The following is a 15,626-nucleotide window of genomic DNA, read 5'->3' on the forward strand; positions in this document are numbered from 1 at the left end:
CGACTACCAGTACCGCAAACCCATACCCGGCGTCAACGATGCCCCAGGACACATGTAAACCATGCCCCAGGAGACCGTGTCAACAATGCCCCGAGACATACGTCAAGTATGCCCCAAGACAATACAGAACCCCGATTCGAGGCCATTCGTTCCAAACTGCGACAAAGCGCGCGCAGATTGGAACGAATGACCTTTTTGGCGCGCGGATTCGTTGGGCAAGCCCGTCAGGCCGACCCGCAAGTAAGCGGAAGCGACGACGGGAAGCGAACCGGAAGCCGCCATCATCCCTGATATATCATCATGCAAATCGTGGCAAAGGATTGACAGACGCGATTTTCGCCGAAGCATAATAAAGCCGCATTCCGGCGGACCGGTTCGCACAGCCGGCGGTCGGAGAAGGAATTGGCACAAGGCAGTGCGCGCGGTGAAGGCGCCGCGCATCGCATGGAAGGCAAGGAAAGGACAATCATGCGCATGAACAGGAATTGGCGAATCGCGGTCCCGGCGGCCATCGCGGCGGCCACCATGGCCCTGGCGGGCTGCGGCTCCGCGGGCGGCGGCACGGCGGACGTCAAGCCGGCCGACGGCGACGTCACCCTGACGCTCAACTGGTGGGGCTCCAACAACCGCGTCAAGCTCACGACCGATGCGATCGCCGCGTTCGAGAAGCTGCATCCGAACATCCACATCGAGCCCACGTACTCCGACAACTCCGGCTACTGGGACAAGCTCGCCACCTCGATCGCCGGCAAGGAAATGCCCGACGTGGTGCAGATGGACGAGGCCTATCTCGCCTCCTACGCCTCGCAGGGCACCCTGTACGACATGAGCAACCTCGGCGACTACCTCAAGACCGACACCATGGACTCCGCCCTGCTCGACACCGGCAAGTACGAGGGCAAGCTGTACGCGGCCCCGATCGCCTCCACCGTGTACGTGATGGTGGTCAACAACGACATCCTCAACAAGCTCGGCATCACCCTGCCGGACACCGACAAGTGGTCGTGGGACGACTTCGAGCAGATCTGCAAGGAGGTCGTGGAGAAGTCCAACGGCGAGTACACCGGCATCTCGCCCATGTCCAACCCGATGAGCCTGTCGATGTGGGCCCGCCAGTACGGCGAGGAGCTGTACACCAACGGCAAGGTCTCCATCAAGCCCGAGACGCTGGCCAAGTACCTCCAGCTCGCCTACGACTGGACGCACGGCGACGAGATCGCCGGCACCCCGGACAACATGTCCGAGCAGATCTCCGGCACGTGGGAGCAGAGCGACATGGCCAAGGGCAAGCAGGCCTTCGGCTTCGCGTACACCAACCAGGTCTCCTCCTACATGAAGACGCTGGGCACCGAGAACCTGTCCCTCGTGGCCATGCCGAGTGACAACCAGAACGTGAACTGGATGTACCTGAAGCCCTGCCAGTACTGGTCCATCTCCGCCACCACCGAGCACCCGGCCGAGGCCGCCGAGCTCATCGACTTCCTCATCAACAATGAGGATGCCGGCAAGATCCTGGGCACCGAGCGCGGCATTCCGGCGAACAACACCATCCGCGAGACGCTGACCGAGTCCGCGACCGGCGGCGACAAGGTGGCCATGGAGTTCCACAAGAACGAGGCCTCCCGCATGGGCGCCGCCGCCGAAATCACCCCGAACGGCGCGTCCACGCTGCAGAAGATGGTGCCGCGCTACCAGCAGGAGGTGGCGTTCGGCCGCATGACCGCCATCGACGCCGCCAACGCGCTCATCACCGAGCTGCAGGGCAACATCGACTCCGCCGACTGATCGCGGGCCCGCGCGGCTCGCCAGTCCGTTCGGCCGCCCGCGCTCTATCTCCCACCCGTCGCCGTCATATGTTCCAATCTGCGCCCCCGAAATCGCGGGTTGGAACATTTGACGGCGAATCGGGCTTGTTGAAGCCCCGATTCAAGGTCATTCGTTCCAAGCTGCGTCAAAGCACGCGCAGGTTGGAACGAATGACCTTTTTGCATGCGAAAAGCCGATTCGAGAAGACGGCGAAGTGGCGATTCCGCCATGCATGCTTCGCGTGCAAATTATGGCAAAGAAATGAATCGCGGCTTCATGCCGGCAAGATAATGGAGCCACATTCCGGAGTTCAGCTTGTGAAGTGATCAACGGAAAATGGCACGCAGGAGTGCCGACGCGGTAAGGATGCCGCGCATGGAGATCCACGGAAAGGAATGCCATGCTTTCGGAACGTTCAAACAGGAATTGGCGGATTGCGGTGCCGGCGGCCATTGCGGCGACCGTCATGGCCCTCTCAGGCTGCGGCGCTGCGGGTGGTGGTTCGTCCGAGGTCAAGCTCTCCGAGGGCGATGTGACCCTGACGCTCAACTGGTGGGGGTCGAACAACCGCGTCAAGCTCACGACCGATGCGATCGCCGCGTTCGAGAAGCTGCATCCGAACATCCATGTTGAGCCCACGTACTCCGACAACTCCGGCTACTGGGACAAGCTCGCGACGTCCATTGCGGGCAAGGAGATGCCGGACGTGGTGCAGATGGACGAGGCATACCTTGCCTCCTATGCCTCGCAGGGAACGCTGTACGACATGAGCGGTCTCGGCAATTATCTCAAGACGGATACCATGGATTCCTCCCTGCTTGACTCCGGCAAGTACGAGGGTAAGCTGTACGCCGCCCCGATCGCCTCCACGGTCTATGTGGTGGTGGTGAACAACGATATCCTTGATCAGCTGGGCATTACGCTGCCGGATACGGACAAGTGGTCGTGGGACGACTTCGAGCAGATCTGCAAGGAGGTCGTGGAGAAGTCCAACGGCGAGGTGGTCGGCGTTTCTCCCATGAACAATCCGATGAGCCTTTCGCTGTGGGCGCGTCAGCATGGTGAGGAGTTCTACACCGATGGCAAGGTCTCCATCAAGCCGGAGACGCTGGCCGAATATCTTCAGCTCGCCTACGACTGGACGCATGGCGACGAGATCGCGGGCACCCCGGATACGATGTCCGAGCAGATGTCCGGCACGTGGGAACAGAGCAATATGGCCAAGGGCAAGCAGGCCTTCGGCTTTGCGTTTACCAACCAGGTTTCCTCCTACATGAAGACCTTGGGCACGGAAAACCTGTCGTTGGCGGCCATCCCCAGCGATGATCAGAATACCAACTGGATGTATCTGAAGCCTTCGCAGTATTGGTCCATCGCCGCCACAACCGAGCATCCGGCGGAGGCGGCCGAACTGGTGGACTTCCTCATCAACAACGAGGACGCCGGCAAGATCCTCGGCACCGAGCGCGGCATTCCGGCGAACAACGCCATCCGCGACACGTTGATGGAGTCCGCGACCGGCGGCGACAAGGTGGCCATGGAGTTCCACAAGAACGAAACGAGCCGCATGGGTTCCGCCGCCGCGATCACGCCGAACGGCGCGTCCACGCTGCAGAAGATGACCCCTCGCTATGAGCAGGAGGTGGCGTTCGGCCGCATGAGCGCGATCGACGCCGCCAACGCGATGATCGCGGAGCTGCAGGGCAACATCGACTCCGCCGACTGATCGGCAAGCCGGTCTGGTTTTCCGTCCGCCCGTCGCCGTCATATGTTCCAATCTGTGCTCCCCGAAATCGCAGGTTGGACCATATGACGGCAAATCGGGCCTGCCGAAGCCCCGATTCAAGGTCATCCGTTCCAAGCTGCGCCAAAGCACGCGCAGGTTGGAACGAATGGCCTTTTTGCGTGACGGGGAGGGTCGCAATGAGGAAAGAACGACGGCATACCGTGGACCCGTCACCATCAGGCGCTGCCGTCAATCGACACCTCGGAACCGAACGTCGGGTTCTGTGACGTTTCCGTGCAAATCATGGCAACGGAAAAGGTCATCTGATGACTGAGCGCCCATACTGGAATCAATCGCTGGGAACGATTGACGAAGACAGTCGCACACGTCGCTCCGCAGTGAGAACGCACAGAGGCGCATACGTGGCAACGATGCAACGCAGGCGCCGGGGAAAGGAACAAACATGCACAAGAACAACTGGCGCATTGCCGTCCCTGCCGCCATCGCGGCGGTCACCATGGCCCTTGCGGGCTGCGGCGGCTCGGGCAATGACGGCGGCTCGTCCGAGGTCAAGGCCTCCGACGGCGACGTGACGATCACCCTCAACTGGTGGGGCTCCAACAACCGCATCAAGCTCACCGAGGAGGCCGTCAAGGGCTTCGAGACCCTGCACCCGAACATCCACGTGGAGATGTCCTACTCCGACAACTCCGGCTACTGGGACAAGCTCGCCACCTCGATCGCCGGCAAGGAGATGCCGGACGTGATCCAGATGGACGAGCAGTACCTCGCCTCCTACTCCTCGCAGGGCGTGCTCTACGACATGAACAGCCTCGGCGAGTACCTCAAGTCCGACGAAATCGATAAGACCCTTCTGGACACCGGCAAGGTTGACGGCGCCCAGTACGCCATGCCGATCGCCTCCACCATGTGGGCCGTGTCCATCAACAACGACCTGCTCAACAAGTACGGCGTCACCCTGCCCGACACCGAAACCTGGACGTGGGCCGACTTCGAGGCTCTGTGCAAGGAGGTCGTGCAGAAGTCCAACGGCGAGGTCATCGGCTCCGTGCCGAACAACAACCCGATGAGCCTACAGCTGTGGGCCCGCCAGCACGGCGACACCCTGTACAAGGACGGCAAGATGGCCATCAAGCCCGAGACCCTGGCCAGCTACCTGCAGATGGCCTATGACTGGTCGCACGGCGAGAACGCCATCACCGGCTCCCCGGACCGCACGTCCGAGCAGATCGTCACCTCCTTCGACCAGAGCGACATGGCCAAGGGCAAGCAGGCGTTCGGTTTCGTGTACACCAACCAGTTCAACACGTACATGAAGACCCTCGGCGAGAACCTCTCCCTCGCCCCGCTGCCGAGCGACGACAACAGCATCAAGTGGTCCTACCTCAAGCCGTCCATGTACTGGTCCATCGCGGCCGGCACCGAGCACCCGGCCGAGGCCGCCATGCTCGTGGACTACCTCGTGAACAACGTCGACGCCGGCAAGACGCTCGGCATCGAGCGCGGCATCCCGGCCAACAAGACCGTGCGCGAGGAGCTCATGAAGTCCACCACCGGCGGTGAGAAGGTCGCGCTGGAGTTCCACGCCGCCCAGGCCGACAAGCAGGGCGACGCCCCGGACATCACCCCGAACGGCGCCTCCTCGCTCATCAAGACCACGCAGCGCTACGAGCAGCAGGTCGCGTTCGGCAACCTGTCCTCCACGGACGCCGCGAACCAGATGATCAAGGAAATGCAGAACGAGATCGATTCCGCCTCCTGACCCACACTCTTTTCCTGAGTCCCTTCCTTCACGATGAGGGGCCGCCCTCCGGATCCGTCCGGGGAGCGGCCCCTCATCGCGTTATGGGCGCAACGGGCCTTGCGAGCGCCGCCGTGTGCGCTGCGGCGGGCGCCGCGGATGCATCGGCCTTACCACGTGCCGATCGGCGCGGCCACGGCGTCCAGCACCTTGAGCAGGTCCTGCGGGTTCACGCCGACCGAGAAGCCGCGCTTGCCGCCGGAGAGCAGGATGCGGTCGTACTTCAGCGCGCTCTCGTCGAGGACGGTCCTGTGCCGCACCTTCTGGCCGAGCGGGGAGATGCCGCCGACCACGTAGCCGGACTCGCGCATCGCCACTTTCGGGTCGGCCATGGCGGCCTTCTTCGCGCCCACCGCGGCGGCCAGCGCCTTCAGATCCATGTGGCCGCTGACGGGCACCACGCCCACCACGCGCTCGGAACCCGTGTCCGCCATGAGGGTCTTGAACACCTGATGCTCGTCGAAGCCGAGCTTGGTGGCGGCCTCCACGCCGTAGCCGTCGTCCATGTGGTCGTTGGAATGCTCGTACTCGTAGGTCTCGAACGGCACGCCCGCCTGTTCGAGCTGCAGGGTGGCCGGCGTGGAGCCCTTGCCCTTGCCGTCGTGCTTGGATTTCTTGCTCATGCGTACCGTTCTACCGTCCGGGATGGCCATTGCGGGCGCGCGCCGGCTCTCGGACGCGCCGTCCATTGCGTCCGGATGCGGCAATCCGCGCACATACGACGAGGCCCCCGATCGGACGAACCGGTCGGGGACCTCGCTCATACCCTAGGTTTGCGGCCTAGCTACGCGTTCCTACGCGAAGATGCTCACTCGGAGATCTCGGCGAAGTACAGCAGGGTACGGATCATGTTGCAGGTGAAGCCGTACTCGTTGTCGTAGAAGGAGACCGTGCGGGCCATGGTCACGCCGTCAACGGTGTTGACGTCGGTCTGGGTCGGATCGAAGACGCCGCCGTGGGTGTCGCCGATGATGTCGGAGGAGACGATCTCGTCAGCGTTGTAGCCGTAGTACTCGGTGTTGGAGAAGGCCTCCTTGAAGGCCTCGTTGATCTCTTCCTTGGTGGTGTTCTTCTCGAGCACGGTGGTCAGCTCGGTCACGGAGCCATCCGGGACCTGGATGCGCTGGGCGTGGCCCTGCAGTTTGCCGTTGACCTCCGGGACGACCTTGCCGATGGCCTTGGCGGCGCCGGTGGAGTGCGCGATGGTGTTGATCGCGGCGGCGCGGTTGTTGCGGGCCTTCGGGAAGCGCGGGCCGTCCAGGATCATCTGGGTGCCGGTGTAGGCGTGGATGGTGGTCATGAAGCCGGCCTTGATGCCGAACTTGTCGTTCAGCAGCTTGACCATGGCGGCCATGGAGTTGGTGGTGCAGGAGCCGGCGGACACGATCACGTCGGAGGCCTTCAGGGTCTCGTGGTTCACGCCGTACACGATGGTCGGGGTGGTGTCGTCCTTGGCCGGGGCGGAGATGAGGACCTTCTTGGCGCCGGCGTTGATGTGGGCCTGGGACTTCTCGGCGGAGGTGTAGAAGCCGGTGCACTCGAGCACGTACTCGACACCGTCGTTCTTGACCCACGGGATGTTGTTGGCGTCCTTCTCGGCGTAGACCTTGTACTCCTTGCCATCAACCACGATGGCGTCGTCGGTGGAGGTGACCTCGACCGGGGTGCCGTCGTCGTGACGGAAGGTGCCGTGGGTGCTGTCGTACTTCAGCAGGTAGGCAAGCATGGAGGGGGTGGTCAGATCGTTGATGGCGGCGACTTCGATATCGCCGGCCTGGCCGCCGCGAGCCTGCAGCTCGAAGATGCGACGGAAGGCGAGACGACCGATACGACCAAAGCCGTTGATACCAATCTTAACTGTCATGTAATTCTCCCTTGTAGGGTGGCCGTGGCGCGCTCCGGCGTCAGGCCGTTGTTTACCAACATGACTTACTGTAATGCGCCGCCTGTACTTACGGCAACGTTGTTAGGCATGTTTTCAGACGGCGTACACCTTCTCTTTCACCTCAGGGTTTGAGCCCGCCTTTCCATCCCGCGGCGCGCTCCGCGGTGTGCTCCGGGACGCCCTCGCGGCGAGGATCGAGGAGACCTCGGTGTCGAGCGGGCCGAGGTCCCCCTCGAACGCGTGGAACCGCGTGATCTTGGGCTTCGGGGCCTCGGCGGGGAAGGTCACGACGAGCGTGCCCTCGCGCACGCTGATCGCGGACGGCTCGCCCGGCAGGAACTCGTTGCTCACGCCCTGCACCATTACGTTGGTGAGCTCGCCGTGCTTGAGCTGGTATTTGAGACCGGGCTCGTTCACATCGTGGGACGCGTCGGAGTGCGAGAACACCGACACCATGCGCCCGGGCCCCACGTCGTTGGCGGGGAAGGCCAGCTCGCCGTCCGTGATGGCCGTGACCACCGTGCCGTCGCCGTGCAGGAACCCGACGCCCCCGCGCGTGGCGAGGAGCGCCATGAGCGTGATGCCGGAGATCGAATGGTCCACGCGTCCGCCGAGTCCGCCGTAGACGTGGAACTCGCGGCACCCGTGCGCCCAGCCGACCTTGAGCGCGGAGAGCAGGTCCGGGTCGTCCTTCTGCGGGGGCAGCGCGATGGTATGCTCGCCGGGCGCGGGACGCGAGCCCTCGAGCGAGTCGAAGTCGCCGATCACCATGTCCGGCTCCACGCCGAACGCGCGGGCGTGGTCGAGGCCGCCGTCCGCGGCGATCACGAACGCCCCTGCGGGCACGGTCGGGCGGTTGGCGGGGCCGGGGTAGTACTCGCCGGCGCCGAAGATCACACAAATTGCGTTGCTCATGCGTCCACTCTACGCACAGTCGGGCTGCACGGGCGGCATGCGGGGCGTGCGTGCGGCGGGAGCGCACCTGATTGCCCTTGGGATGGGAAGACCTTAAATCGAGAGCGGCCGGGGAAATGCGCAACGGGGGATGCGCAATGGAACCGGCCGTTTTCGGCCACTCGCCACTCATGCGGATGGTTGCCGCTATCCGCATAGTGTGCGGCACTTTCGGGCCGGTGCGAACACCTATCTGCGTTTTGTGCAGCACATGGTTGCCGGCGGCGACGGGTTTCGGCTCGCGCGCTCCCGCAATGGGGCCGTTTTACGCCGGTGGAGCCCGTCTCAAGGAGTCCATGCCGCAAGCGATGTGCTGCACAAAACGCAGATAGGTGTTCGCGATCCCGCGAATCCGCTGCACACTATGGAAATAGGGCGCGGGAAGGGAGCATGCGCGCGTCCAAATCCGCCTACTTGCCCTTCCGAGGGCGGATTCGGACGGTTGCGGACATCCACTTGGCCTTCCGAGGGCACCCAGTGTGAGAACAGGCGGGACCGACATGGCGGAATCATGCGGTTTTGAGAGGCCCGGAAAGCGTCCGCCGCCCGATTGCGCGTGACGAGGTGCCCTCGGAAGGCGGAGTGGATGTCCGCGGGGCTCGAAATCCGCCCTCGGAAGGGCAAGTAGCTGGTAGGCTCGGCGGGGAGACGGCCTCCCGGGCCGGGTGACGCCCCGGCGAACCGCATGGGCGGCCGGCGTGGAGCGAGAGAAAGGTCCGCATCATGGTCAAGGCGGCGGCATCGAAGGAAAGGCCCATCCTCAAGTCGAAGGTGTTCCTGTACGTCACCGAATTCTTCTCCGGCATGGCGGTCATGGCCGCGGAGCTCGGCGCCTCACGCCTGCTCGCGCCGTACTTCTCGAGCTCGCAGATCGTATGGACCATCATCATCGGCACCATCATGATCGCGCTCGCCCTCGGCGCGGTGTTCGGCGGGCGCTGGGCCGACCGCAACCCCGACCCGGACCGCCTCTACCGCCGCATCCTCATCGCCGCCGCGTGGATCGCGCTCATCCCGCTTGTGGGCAAGTACCTCATCATCCTCATCTCCGGCCTGCTCATCGTGACCGTCTCCACCAACTTCCTCGTGGTGGCGGCGTTCGTCTCCTGCATGATCATCTTCGTGCCGCCGCTGTTCCTGCTCGGCACCGTGACCCCGGGCCTCAACAAGTTCGCCACCGACTCGCTGGAGAACAACGCGAGCGTGGTGGGCCGGCTCTCCGCGTGCAACACCATCGGCTCGATCCTGGGCACGTTCCTGCCCACCTTCGTCACCATCCCCGCGGTGGGCACCTTCGTGACGTTCCTCATCTTCGCCGGCGCGCTCATGGCCATCCCGGTCGTCTACTTCGTCGCCGCACGCACCAAACTCGTCGCGAGCGCCCTGGGCGTGGTCGCGTTCGTCGTCTCGGCCGTGTGCTCGCCGATGAGCGGCTTCGCGTTCTGGGAGGCGAACCTCGCCTACGAGGGCGAGTCGATCTACAACTACCTGCAGGTCAAGGACCAGAAGGACCGCACGATCCTGTCGACCAACGTGCTGTTCGGCGTGCAGTCGGTGACCATGAAGTCCGGCGGCCTGACCGGCATGTACTACGACACCGCGCTGGCCGCGCCCGCGCTCGCCGACCACGCGGATTCGGCGCTGATCCTCGGCATGGGCACCGGCACGTACGCCCGTCAGCTCAGGCGCTACTACCCGGACATGAAGGTGACCGGCGTGGAGATCGACGGGAAGATCACCGAACTCGCGGGGGAGTACTTCGGCGAGCCGGCGGACATCCCGGTGACCACGTACGACGGCCGCGCGTGGCTCGCCGCCTCGAAGGACACGTACGACGTGATCATGGTCGACGCGTATCAGGACATCACCATCCCGTTCCAGATGAGCTCCGCCGAGTTCTTCCGCATGGTCCGGGCGCACCTCAACCCGGGCGGGGTGATGGTGGTGAACATGAACATGATCTCCGACGGCGAGGGCTCGATCAACGAGGCGCTCACGGACACCATCGCCTCGGTGTTCGGCGCGGACGGCATGCGCACCGCGGACGTGCCGGGCGCCACGAACCGCGAGCTGTTCGCCAGGGCCGTGGACGGGGATTCGGGACGCGAAGACGCCGCGGCCGCGTTCGATGCGCTGCGGGCGACGACGGCGGAGCGGACCGGAGACACGTCGCTCGAACGGTACATGGCCGACGTGTCCGCCCGCCTCGTCCCGGTCGCCGAGCCGGGCGCGGACGCGACGGTGCTGACCGACGACAAGGCGCCCGTGGAGGTGCTGGGCATGAGGGCCATCGACGGGCTGATCGCCGAACAGGCCGGGCCGTACCGCGAGATCCTGCGCACCGAGGGCATCGGCGGGCTCATCAAGGCCGTGCGGTAGGCGGCGGACGCGCGGGGCAAGCCATTCCGGGCTGGCTGGTTTTGCCGTGAGGGTCGTGCCGTGTGGGGTCGTGCCGTGAGAGTCGCGTCGTGCAGGTCGCGTCGGGATGATCCTGTCCCGCGCGGGCCGTGCGGCCGTACGGACCGATCGCGCCGGGGACGGCTCTGCGGATGGCCGGCCATGCGGACTTGTGCATGCCGTGCAGGGCATGCGGGTCCGCGGACTGTGCAGCCGTGCGGGCCGGTTATGCCATGCGGGACCTGCCGGAATGGTCCTGCGGATGGCGAGTCATACGGGCCGCCCGCGTCGCGTGGGGTATGCGCGTCGCATGATTCGTGCGTGTCGCGCGGCAACCGATGGCACGGGATTGCCCGGCCTCCGCGGACGTGCCTAGCGTGGTGGCCATGGGCATCTGGCAATTCGTATTCCTGATCATCGCCGGCATCGCCGCCGGCTTCGTGGGCTACAGCGTGGGACTCGCCTCGCTGGTGTCGTTCCCCGCCACGCTGGCGGTGGGCGTGCCGCCGGTGATGAGCTCCGCCACCAACACCGCGGGCAACGTGGGCATCACCATCGGCGGGTGCCTGGGCGCGCGGCCGGAATTGCGCGCGCGCAAGGATCTGGCGGTCATTTACGCGGTGATCGGCCTCGCGGGCGGCGTGATCGGCGCGCTGCTGCTGCTCAAACTGCCGGCGCGGTTCTTCGAGTATTCGGTGCCGCCGTTCATCGGGCTGAGCGCGCTGCTCATTCTGGTCAAACCGAAGAAGCCGGGCGCGAAGGACGCGGCGCCGAAGGAGAACGCGGCTTCCGCGCCGGACGGAACTTCCGCCTCCGCGGTGCCCGCCCCCGCCCCCTCCAAGCGCGACCCGGGCCGCAGCCCGATCATGCTCGCGGCCATGTCGCTGCTGTCCATCTACTCCGGCTACTTCGGCGCCGGCTCGGGCACCGCCACGCTCGCCGTGCTGTCCGTGGGCAAGGTGGGGCCGTACGCGCAGATCAACGCGCTCAAGACCATCGGCTGCGGGTTCGGCAACATCTCCGCGACGATCGTGTTCATCGCCACCGGCGTGATCCATTGGCCCGCCATGATCGCGCTGTTCATCGGCTCGACGATCGGCTCGCGCCTCGCGCCGGCGGTGGTGCGCCGCGTGCCGGAGAACATCATGCGCGGCTTCGCGTGCGCGGCGGGCCTGGTGCTCGCCGTGTATCTGGGCTTCCGGTACTACGGCTGATTGGGCGGCTGACTGGTCGGTTGACCGGCCGGCAGGTCGGCTGACCGGTTGACCGGTCAAACACCCCGCCGGACCGCCCGCGACACGCGCAGGTCCGGGGGTGTGCTACACTACTTCAGGCTTGAGAAATCAAGAAAGCGGATTTTCCCACCTGGAAGCCTTTTATGGCTTCGGGTTCAAGGCAACGGCCTATCGCGGCCCTGAACGCCATGTTCACGGTTCCGCGCGAACGATCGCTTCGCCCGTGTGGTGCGATGCATTTCGGCATGCCTCGAACGCAGGATGGGGACTGACGCGACGAAGGCATCGAGGAATGGAGTCATCATCAGCGACGAACCACGGATTAACGACGAGATTCGCGTCTCCCAAGTACGCCTGATCGGCCCGAACGGCGAGCAGGTGGGGGTCATCGCAACCTCGGTCGCGCTGAACTTGGCCAAGGAGGCGAACCTCGACCTGGTCGAGGTGGCGCCGAATGCGAAGCCCCCGGTCGCCAAGCTCATCGACTACGGCAAGTTCAAGTACAACGAGAAGATCAAGGCTCGTGAGGCTCGCCGCAACCAGAGCACGGCCGAGATCAAGGAGATTCGCTTCCGCCTGAAGATCGACGAGCATGACTTCGACGTCAAGAAGGGCCATGTGGTCCGGTTCCTCGGCGGCGGCGACAAGGTCAAGGTCACCATCATGCTGCGTGGCCGCGAGCAGTCCCGCCCGATCGGCGGCGTGGAGCTCCTGCAGCGTCTGGCGGCCGAGGTCGAGGAGTACGGCACCGTGGAGTCCGCGCCGAAGCAGGAGGGCCGCAACATCATCATGACGCTTGCGCCCAAGGGCAAGAAGGTGCACACCCAGTCCGAGCAGCGTCGCCGCGGCGATCAGTCCCGCGCCGAGCGTCAGGCCCGTCAGGCCGCGCGCTTGGCGGCCAAGCAGGAGGCCCAGGCTCAGGCCGCGGCCGAGGCGAAGGCATCCGTCAAGCAGACTTCCGCAACGAAGAACACAACCAAGGAGGGCAGCAATGCCGAAGATGAAGAGTAATTCCGCCGCTTCCAAGCGCGTCCGCGTCACTGGTACCGGCAAGCTGATGCACGTCGGTAGCGCCATGCGCCACAACCTGGAGCACAAGTCCAGCCGCAAGCGTCGCGCCCTGTCCCGCGACGAGCTGCTGGCCCCCACCCAGATGAAGAACATCAAGGCCATGCTCCACAAGTGAGCACTGCTCGCACTCGATAGACTTCGAAGACATTAGAAAGCTGAGGAATAGATTATGGCACGTGTCAAGCGCGCAGTGAACGCCCACAAGAAGCGTCGCGTCGTTCTCGAGAGGGCCTCCGGCTACCGCGGCCAGCGCTCCCGCCTGTACCGCAAGGCCAAGGAGCAGCTGCTCCACTCCTTTAACTACAACTTCCGCGACCGCAAGGCCCGCAAGGGTGACTTCCGCAAGCTGTGGATCCAGCGCATCAACGCCGCCGTCCGCGCCGAGGGCATCACCTACAACCGCTTCATCCAGGGCCTGCGCCTGGCCGGCATCGAGCTCGACCGCCGCGCCCTCGCCGAGCTGGCCGTCTCCGATCCGGAGGCCTTCAAGACCATCGTGGAGGCCGCCAAGGCCGCCCTGCCGGAGGACGTGAACGCCCCGGTCGAGGCCTGAGCTTCCGTTTCCCATTGATTTCCCGTTGATCTTCGGGATCATTCGCAGAAAACCCCGCCACCGCGCGGGGTTTTCGCGTATGCGGGGGAGAAAAAGAGAGAGATTGCGGCGGCAACGCGGCTTGTGTCCCGGATCTCGGCTCACGCAAACGAAGATGGATCATTCCGTGCGACGGGGACCCGCACATAATCGAACACGCGGTCTTGGCGCGATGCGGTTTTCGGGGATCAACCGCACATGAATGCCGTTCATTGTATTTCACGGAATGGCAGGGGGCTCATTCCGTGCGCCGGCGTTGTAGACGTTGCGGACGCGTCGCGGGTGAGGGCGGGCGAAGGACGGAACCCGCGGGCGATCCGCGGCACGTCCGACGCCGGAACAGGTGCGGAAGCCGTCATGCCAGGCCGCACGGAAACCACGCGATAGGATGGCCGGTATGAACAACGACGGATTCGACGGGCTGCTCGAGCGGTTTCTCGCGCACATCGACGTGGAGCGGGGACTGGCCAAGGCGACGGTGAAGGCGTACGAATCCGATCTGCGCCGCTACACGGAATGGCTGGAGGGGCGCGGCATGCGTCGGCTGGACGAGGTGAGCCAGCGGGACGTCGAGGACTATGTGGCCGCGCTCGACGCGGGCGGCGAATCGGCGCGGTCCAAGGCGCGCAGGCTCGCGTCGGTCCATGAATTCCACAGATACGCCGTTGCGGACGGCACGGTCCCGGCCGACGTGTCCGCCGCGGTCAAGGCCCCCAAGGCACCCGCCACGCTGCCCGACGTGCTCACCATCGACGAGGTGTCCGCGCTGCTGAACGCCGCCGGGGTGGGGGACGGGACCGACCCGGTGAGCATGAGGGACCGGGCGCTGCTCGAATTCATGTATGCGACCGGCGCGCGCGTGTCCGAGGCGGTCGGCGCGAATCTGGACGACGTCGATCTGGACGAGCGCGTGGCCCGGCTCATGGGCAAGGGCTCCAAGCAGCGGCTCGTCCCGTTCGGGTCCTATGCGTGCGAGGCCATGCGGCGGTACCTCAACATGGGCCGTCCCGCGCTGGAGCGTCAGGGCAGGGGACCGGTGCCGGAGCGGCGGGCGGTCTTCCTCAACAAGCGCGGTCGGCGGCTGTCGCGCCAGTCGGTGTGGGAGATCATCAAGGCGGCCTGCGCGCGGGCGCACATCACGAAGTCCCTGCATCCGCACACCCTGCGGCACTCGTTCGCCACGCACCTCATCCAGGGCGGCGCGGACGTGCGCTCGGTGCAGGAGCTGCTCGGGCATGCGAGCGTGACCACCACGCAGATCTACACGCACGTGAGTCCGGAGAACCTCATCGAAACGTATCTGACCAGCCATCCGCGGGCGCGGTGAGCGATGGGCCGGCTAGGGATGGCCGGGGCCGGCTGATCTGGTTTGACTCAGCCCGGTTTGGTTGAGCCCGGTTTGGTTGAGCTTGGTTTGATTTGGGTTTGGCTTGGTTGGACTTGGTTGGGTTTGACTTGGTTGGGCTTGTCTTGACCACGGAACGGGTCTATTTGCAGGACGATTGGCGGAATTCCGGGGTTTGATTTCGGAATGTCGACTTTCCGTGGTCGGCATGTCAAGGTCCGCGAATCCGTTCTAACCACGGAACGGACATATTGTCGGGTCGATCGGCGAAATGGTGCGGTTTGGCTTCGGAATATTGGTCTTCCGTGGTCAGCGGGGAGCCCCGCGAATCCGATTGGACCACGGAATGGGTCTATTTGCAGGACGATTGGCGGAATTCCGGGGTTTGATTTCGGAATGCCGGCCTTCCGTGGTCGGCATGCCGTGGTCCGCGAATCCGTTCCAACCGCGGAATGGGCATATTGTCGGGTCGATCGGCGAAATGGTGCGGTTTGGCTTCGGAATATTGGTCTTCCGTGGTCAGCGGTGAGCTCTGCGGATCCGATTGGACAACGGAACGGCCTATTCGGGCGGCGATTAGTGGAATTCCGCCGGCCGGCCCAAAAAAATCGGCCTTCCGTTGCCGATGCAGTGCGCTGCCCGACGCCGTCATGGCAACGGAATGGACATGCCGGGTCGGCGATCGGCGGGATTCCACGGAACCGCCTCCAAAAATCGGCTTTCCGTTGTCGGTGGTTGTCGGACGTTGCCGGTCATTCCCCGGATGCCGTCGGCAGGCGCGATCCTATACTGG

General features: G+C 64.7%; 12 protein-coding genes. 9 read left to right on the forward strand and 3 right to left on the reverse strand.

The window, feature by feature from the left end; translation table 11 throughout:
• Window positions 1–474: 474 nt before the first annotated feature.
• The 3 genes from DSM100685_RS10280 (at window position 475) to DSM100685_RS10290 (ending at window position 5,315) form a co-directional block, all read left to right on the forward strand.
• Window positions 475–1,785: an ABC transporter substrate-binding protein gene (locus DSM100685_RS10280; RefSeq protein ID WP_163201145.1), complete on the forward strand. Its 1,311-nt coding sequence runs from the start codon at window positions 475–477 to the stop codon at window positions 1,783–1,785.
• 421 nt (window positions 1,786–2,206) lie between these two features.
• Window positions 2,207–3,532, forward strand: coding sequence for an ABC transporter substrate-binding protein (locus tag DSM100685_RS10285; RefSeq protein ID WP_152351248.1), 1,326 nt, complete (start codon window positions 2,207–2,209; stop codon window positions 3,530–3,532).
• Between the two features lie 463 nt (window positions 3,533–3,995).
• A complete protein-coding gene (locus DSM100685_RS10290) occupies window positions 3,996–5,315 on the forward strand; it encodes an ABC transporter substrate-binding protein (protein ID WP_152351249.1) in 1,320 nt (439 codons plus the stop codon).
• A 149-nt stretch (window positions 5,316–5,464) separates the two neighbouring features.
• Here DSM100685_RS10290 and ybaK read toward each other — a convergent pair whose 3' ends face one another.
• The 3 genes from ybaK to DSM100685_RS10305 form a co-directional block, all read right to left on the reverse strand.
• Window positions 5,465–5,977: a Cys-tRNA(Pro) deacylase gene (gene ybaK / locus DSM100685_RS10295; protein WP_152351250.1), complete on the reverse strand. Its 513-nt coding sequence runs from the start codon at window positions 5,975–5,977 to the stop codon at window positions 5,465–5,467.
• A gap of 185 nt (window positions 5,978–6,162) precedes the next feature.
• Window positions 6,163–7,218: a type I glyceraldehyde-3-phosphate dehydrogenase gene (gap, locus tag DSM100685_RS10300; RefSeq protein ID WP_152351251.1), complete on the reverse strand. Its 1,056-nt coding sequence runs from the start codon at window positions 7,216–7,218 to the stop codon at window positions 6,163–6,165.
• A 114-nt stretch (window positions 7,219–7,332) separates the two neighbouring features.
• The gene (locus DSM100685_RS10305) at window positions 7,333–8,154 is read right to left on the reverse strand and encodes a thiamine diphosphokinase (protein WP_152351252.1); all 822 of its coding nucleotides are present in this window, start codon (window positions 8,152–8,154) and stop codon (window positions 7,333–7,335) included.
• 762 nt (window positions 8,155–8,916) lie between these two features.
• Here DSM100685_RS10305 and DSM100685_RS10310 point away from each other — a divergent pair.
• The 6 genes from DSM100685_RS10310 to xerD all read left to right on the forward strand — a co-directional run bounded on the left by DSM100685_RS10310 (window position 8,917) and on the right by xerD (window position 14,815).
• Window positions 8,917–10,572, forward strand: a complete 1,656-nt coding sequence (locus DSM100685_RS10310; RefSeq protein ID WP_170285005.1) for a spermidine synthase — start codon at window positions 8,917–8,919, stop codon at window positions 10,570–10,572.
• A 404-nt stretch (window positions 10,573–10,976) separates the two neighbouring features.
• Window positions 10,977–11,804 carry a sulfite exporter TauE/SafE family protein gene (locus tag DSM100685_RS10315; protein ID WP_152351253.1) on the forward strand — a complete coding sequence of 276 codons (828 nt, stop codon included), beginning with the start codon at window positions 10,977–10,979 and terminating at the stop codon, window positions 11,802–11,804.
• Between the two features lie 282 nt (window positions 11,805–12,086).
• Window positions 12,087–12,836 (forward strand): translation initiation factor IF-3, encoded by a 750-nt coding sequence (gene infC, locus DSM100685_RS10320; RefSeq protein WP_152351254.1) that lies wholly within the window; start codon window positions 12,087–12,089, stop codon window positions 12,834–12,836.
• Window positions 12,817–13,011 carry a 50S ribosomal protein L35 gene (rpmI, locus tag DSM100685_RS10325; protein ID WP_152351255.1) on the forward strand — a complete coding sequence of 65 codons (195 nt, stop codon included), beginning with the start codon at window positions 12,817–12,819 and terminating at the stop codon, window positions 13,009–13,011. The genes infC and rpmI overlap by 20 nt, the downstream gene beginning before the upstream one ends.
• A gap of 54 nt (window positions 13,012–13,065) precedes the next feature.
• Window positions 13,066–13,449: a 50S ribosomal protein L20 gene (rplT, locus tag DSM100685_RS10330; protein ID WP_152351256.1), complete on the forward strand. Its 384-nt coding sequence runs from the start codon at window positions 13,066–13,068 to the stop codon at window positions 13,447–13,449.
• Window positions 13,450–13,885: 436 nt separating this feature from the next.
• Window positions 13,886–14,815 carry a site-specific tyrosine recombinase XerD gene (gene xerD, locus DSM100685_RS10335; RefSeq protein ID WP_152351257.1) on the forward strand — a complete coding sequence of 310 codons (930 nt, stop codon included), beginning with the start codon at window positions 13,886–13,888 and terminating at the stop codon, window positions 14,813–14,815.
• Window positions 14,816–15,626 lie beyond the last annotated feature (811 nt).

This window comes from Bifidobacterium avesanii (genome assembly GCF_009299475.1).
In the GTDB taxonomy this organism is placed as follows: domain Bacteria; phylum Actinomycetota; class Actinomycetes; order Actinomycetales; family Bifidobacteriaceae; genus Bifidobacterium; species Bifidobacterium avesanii.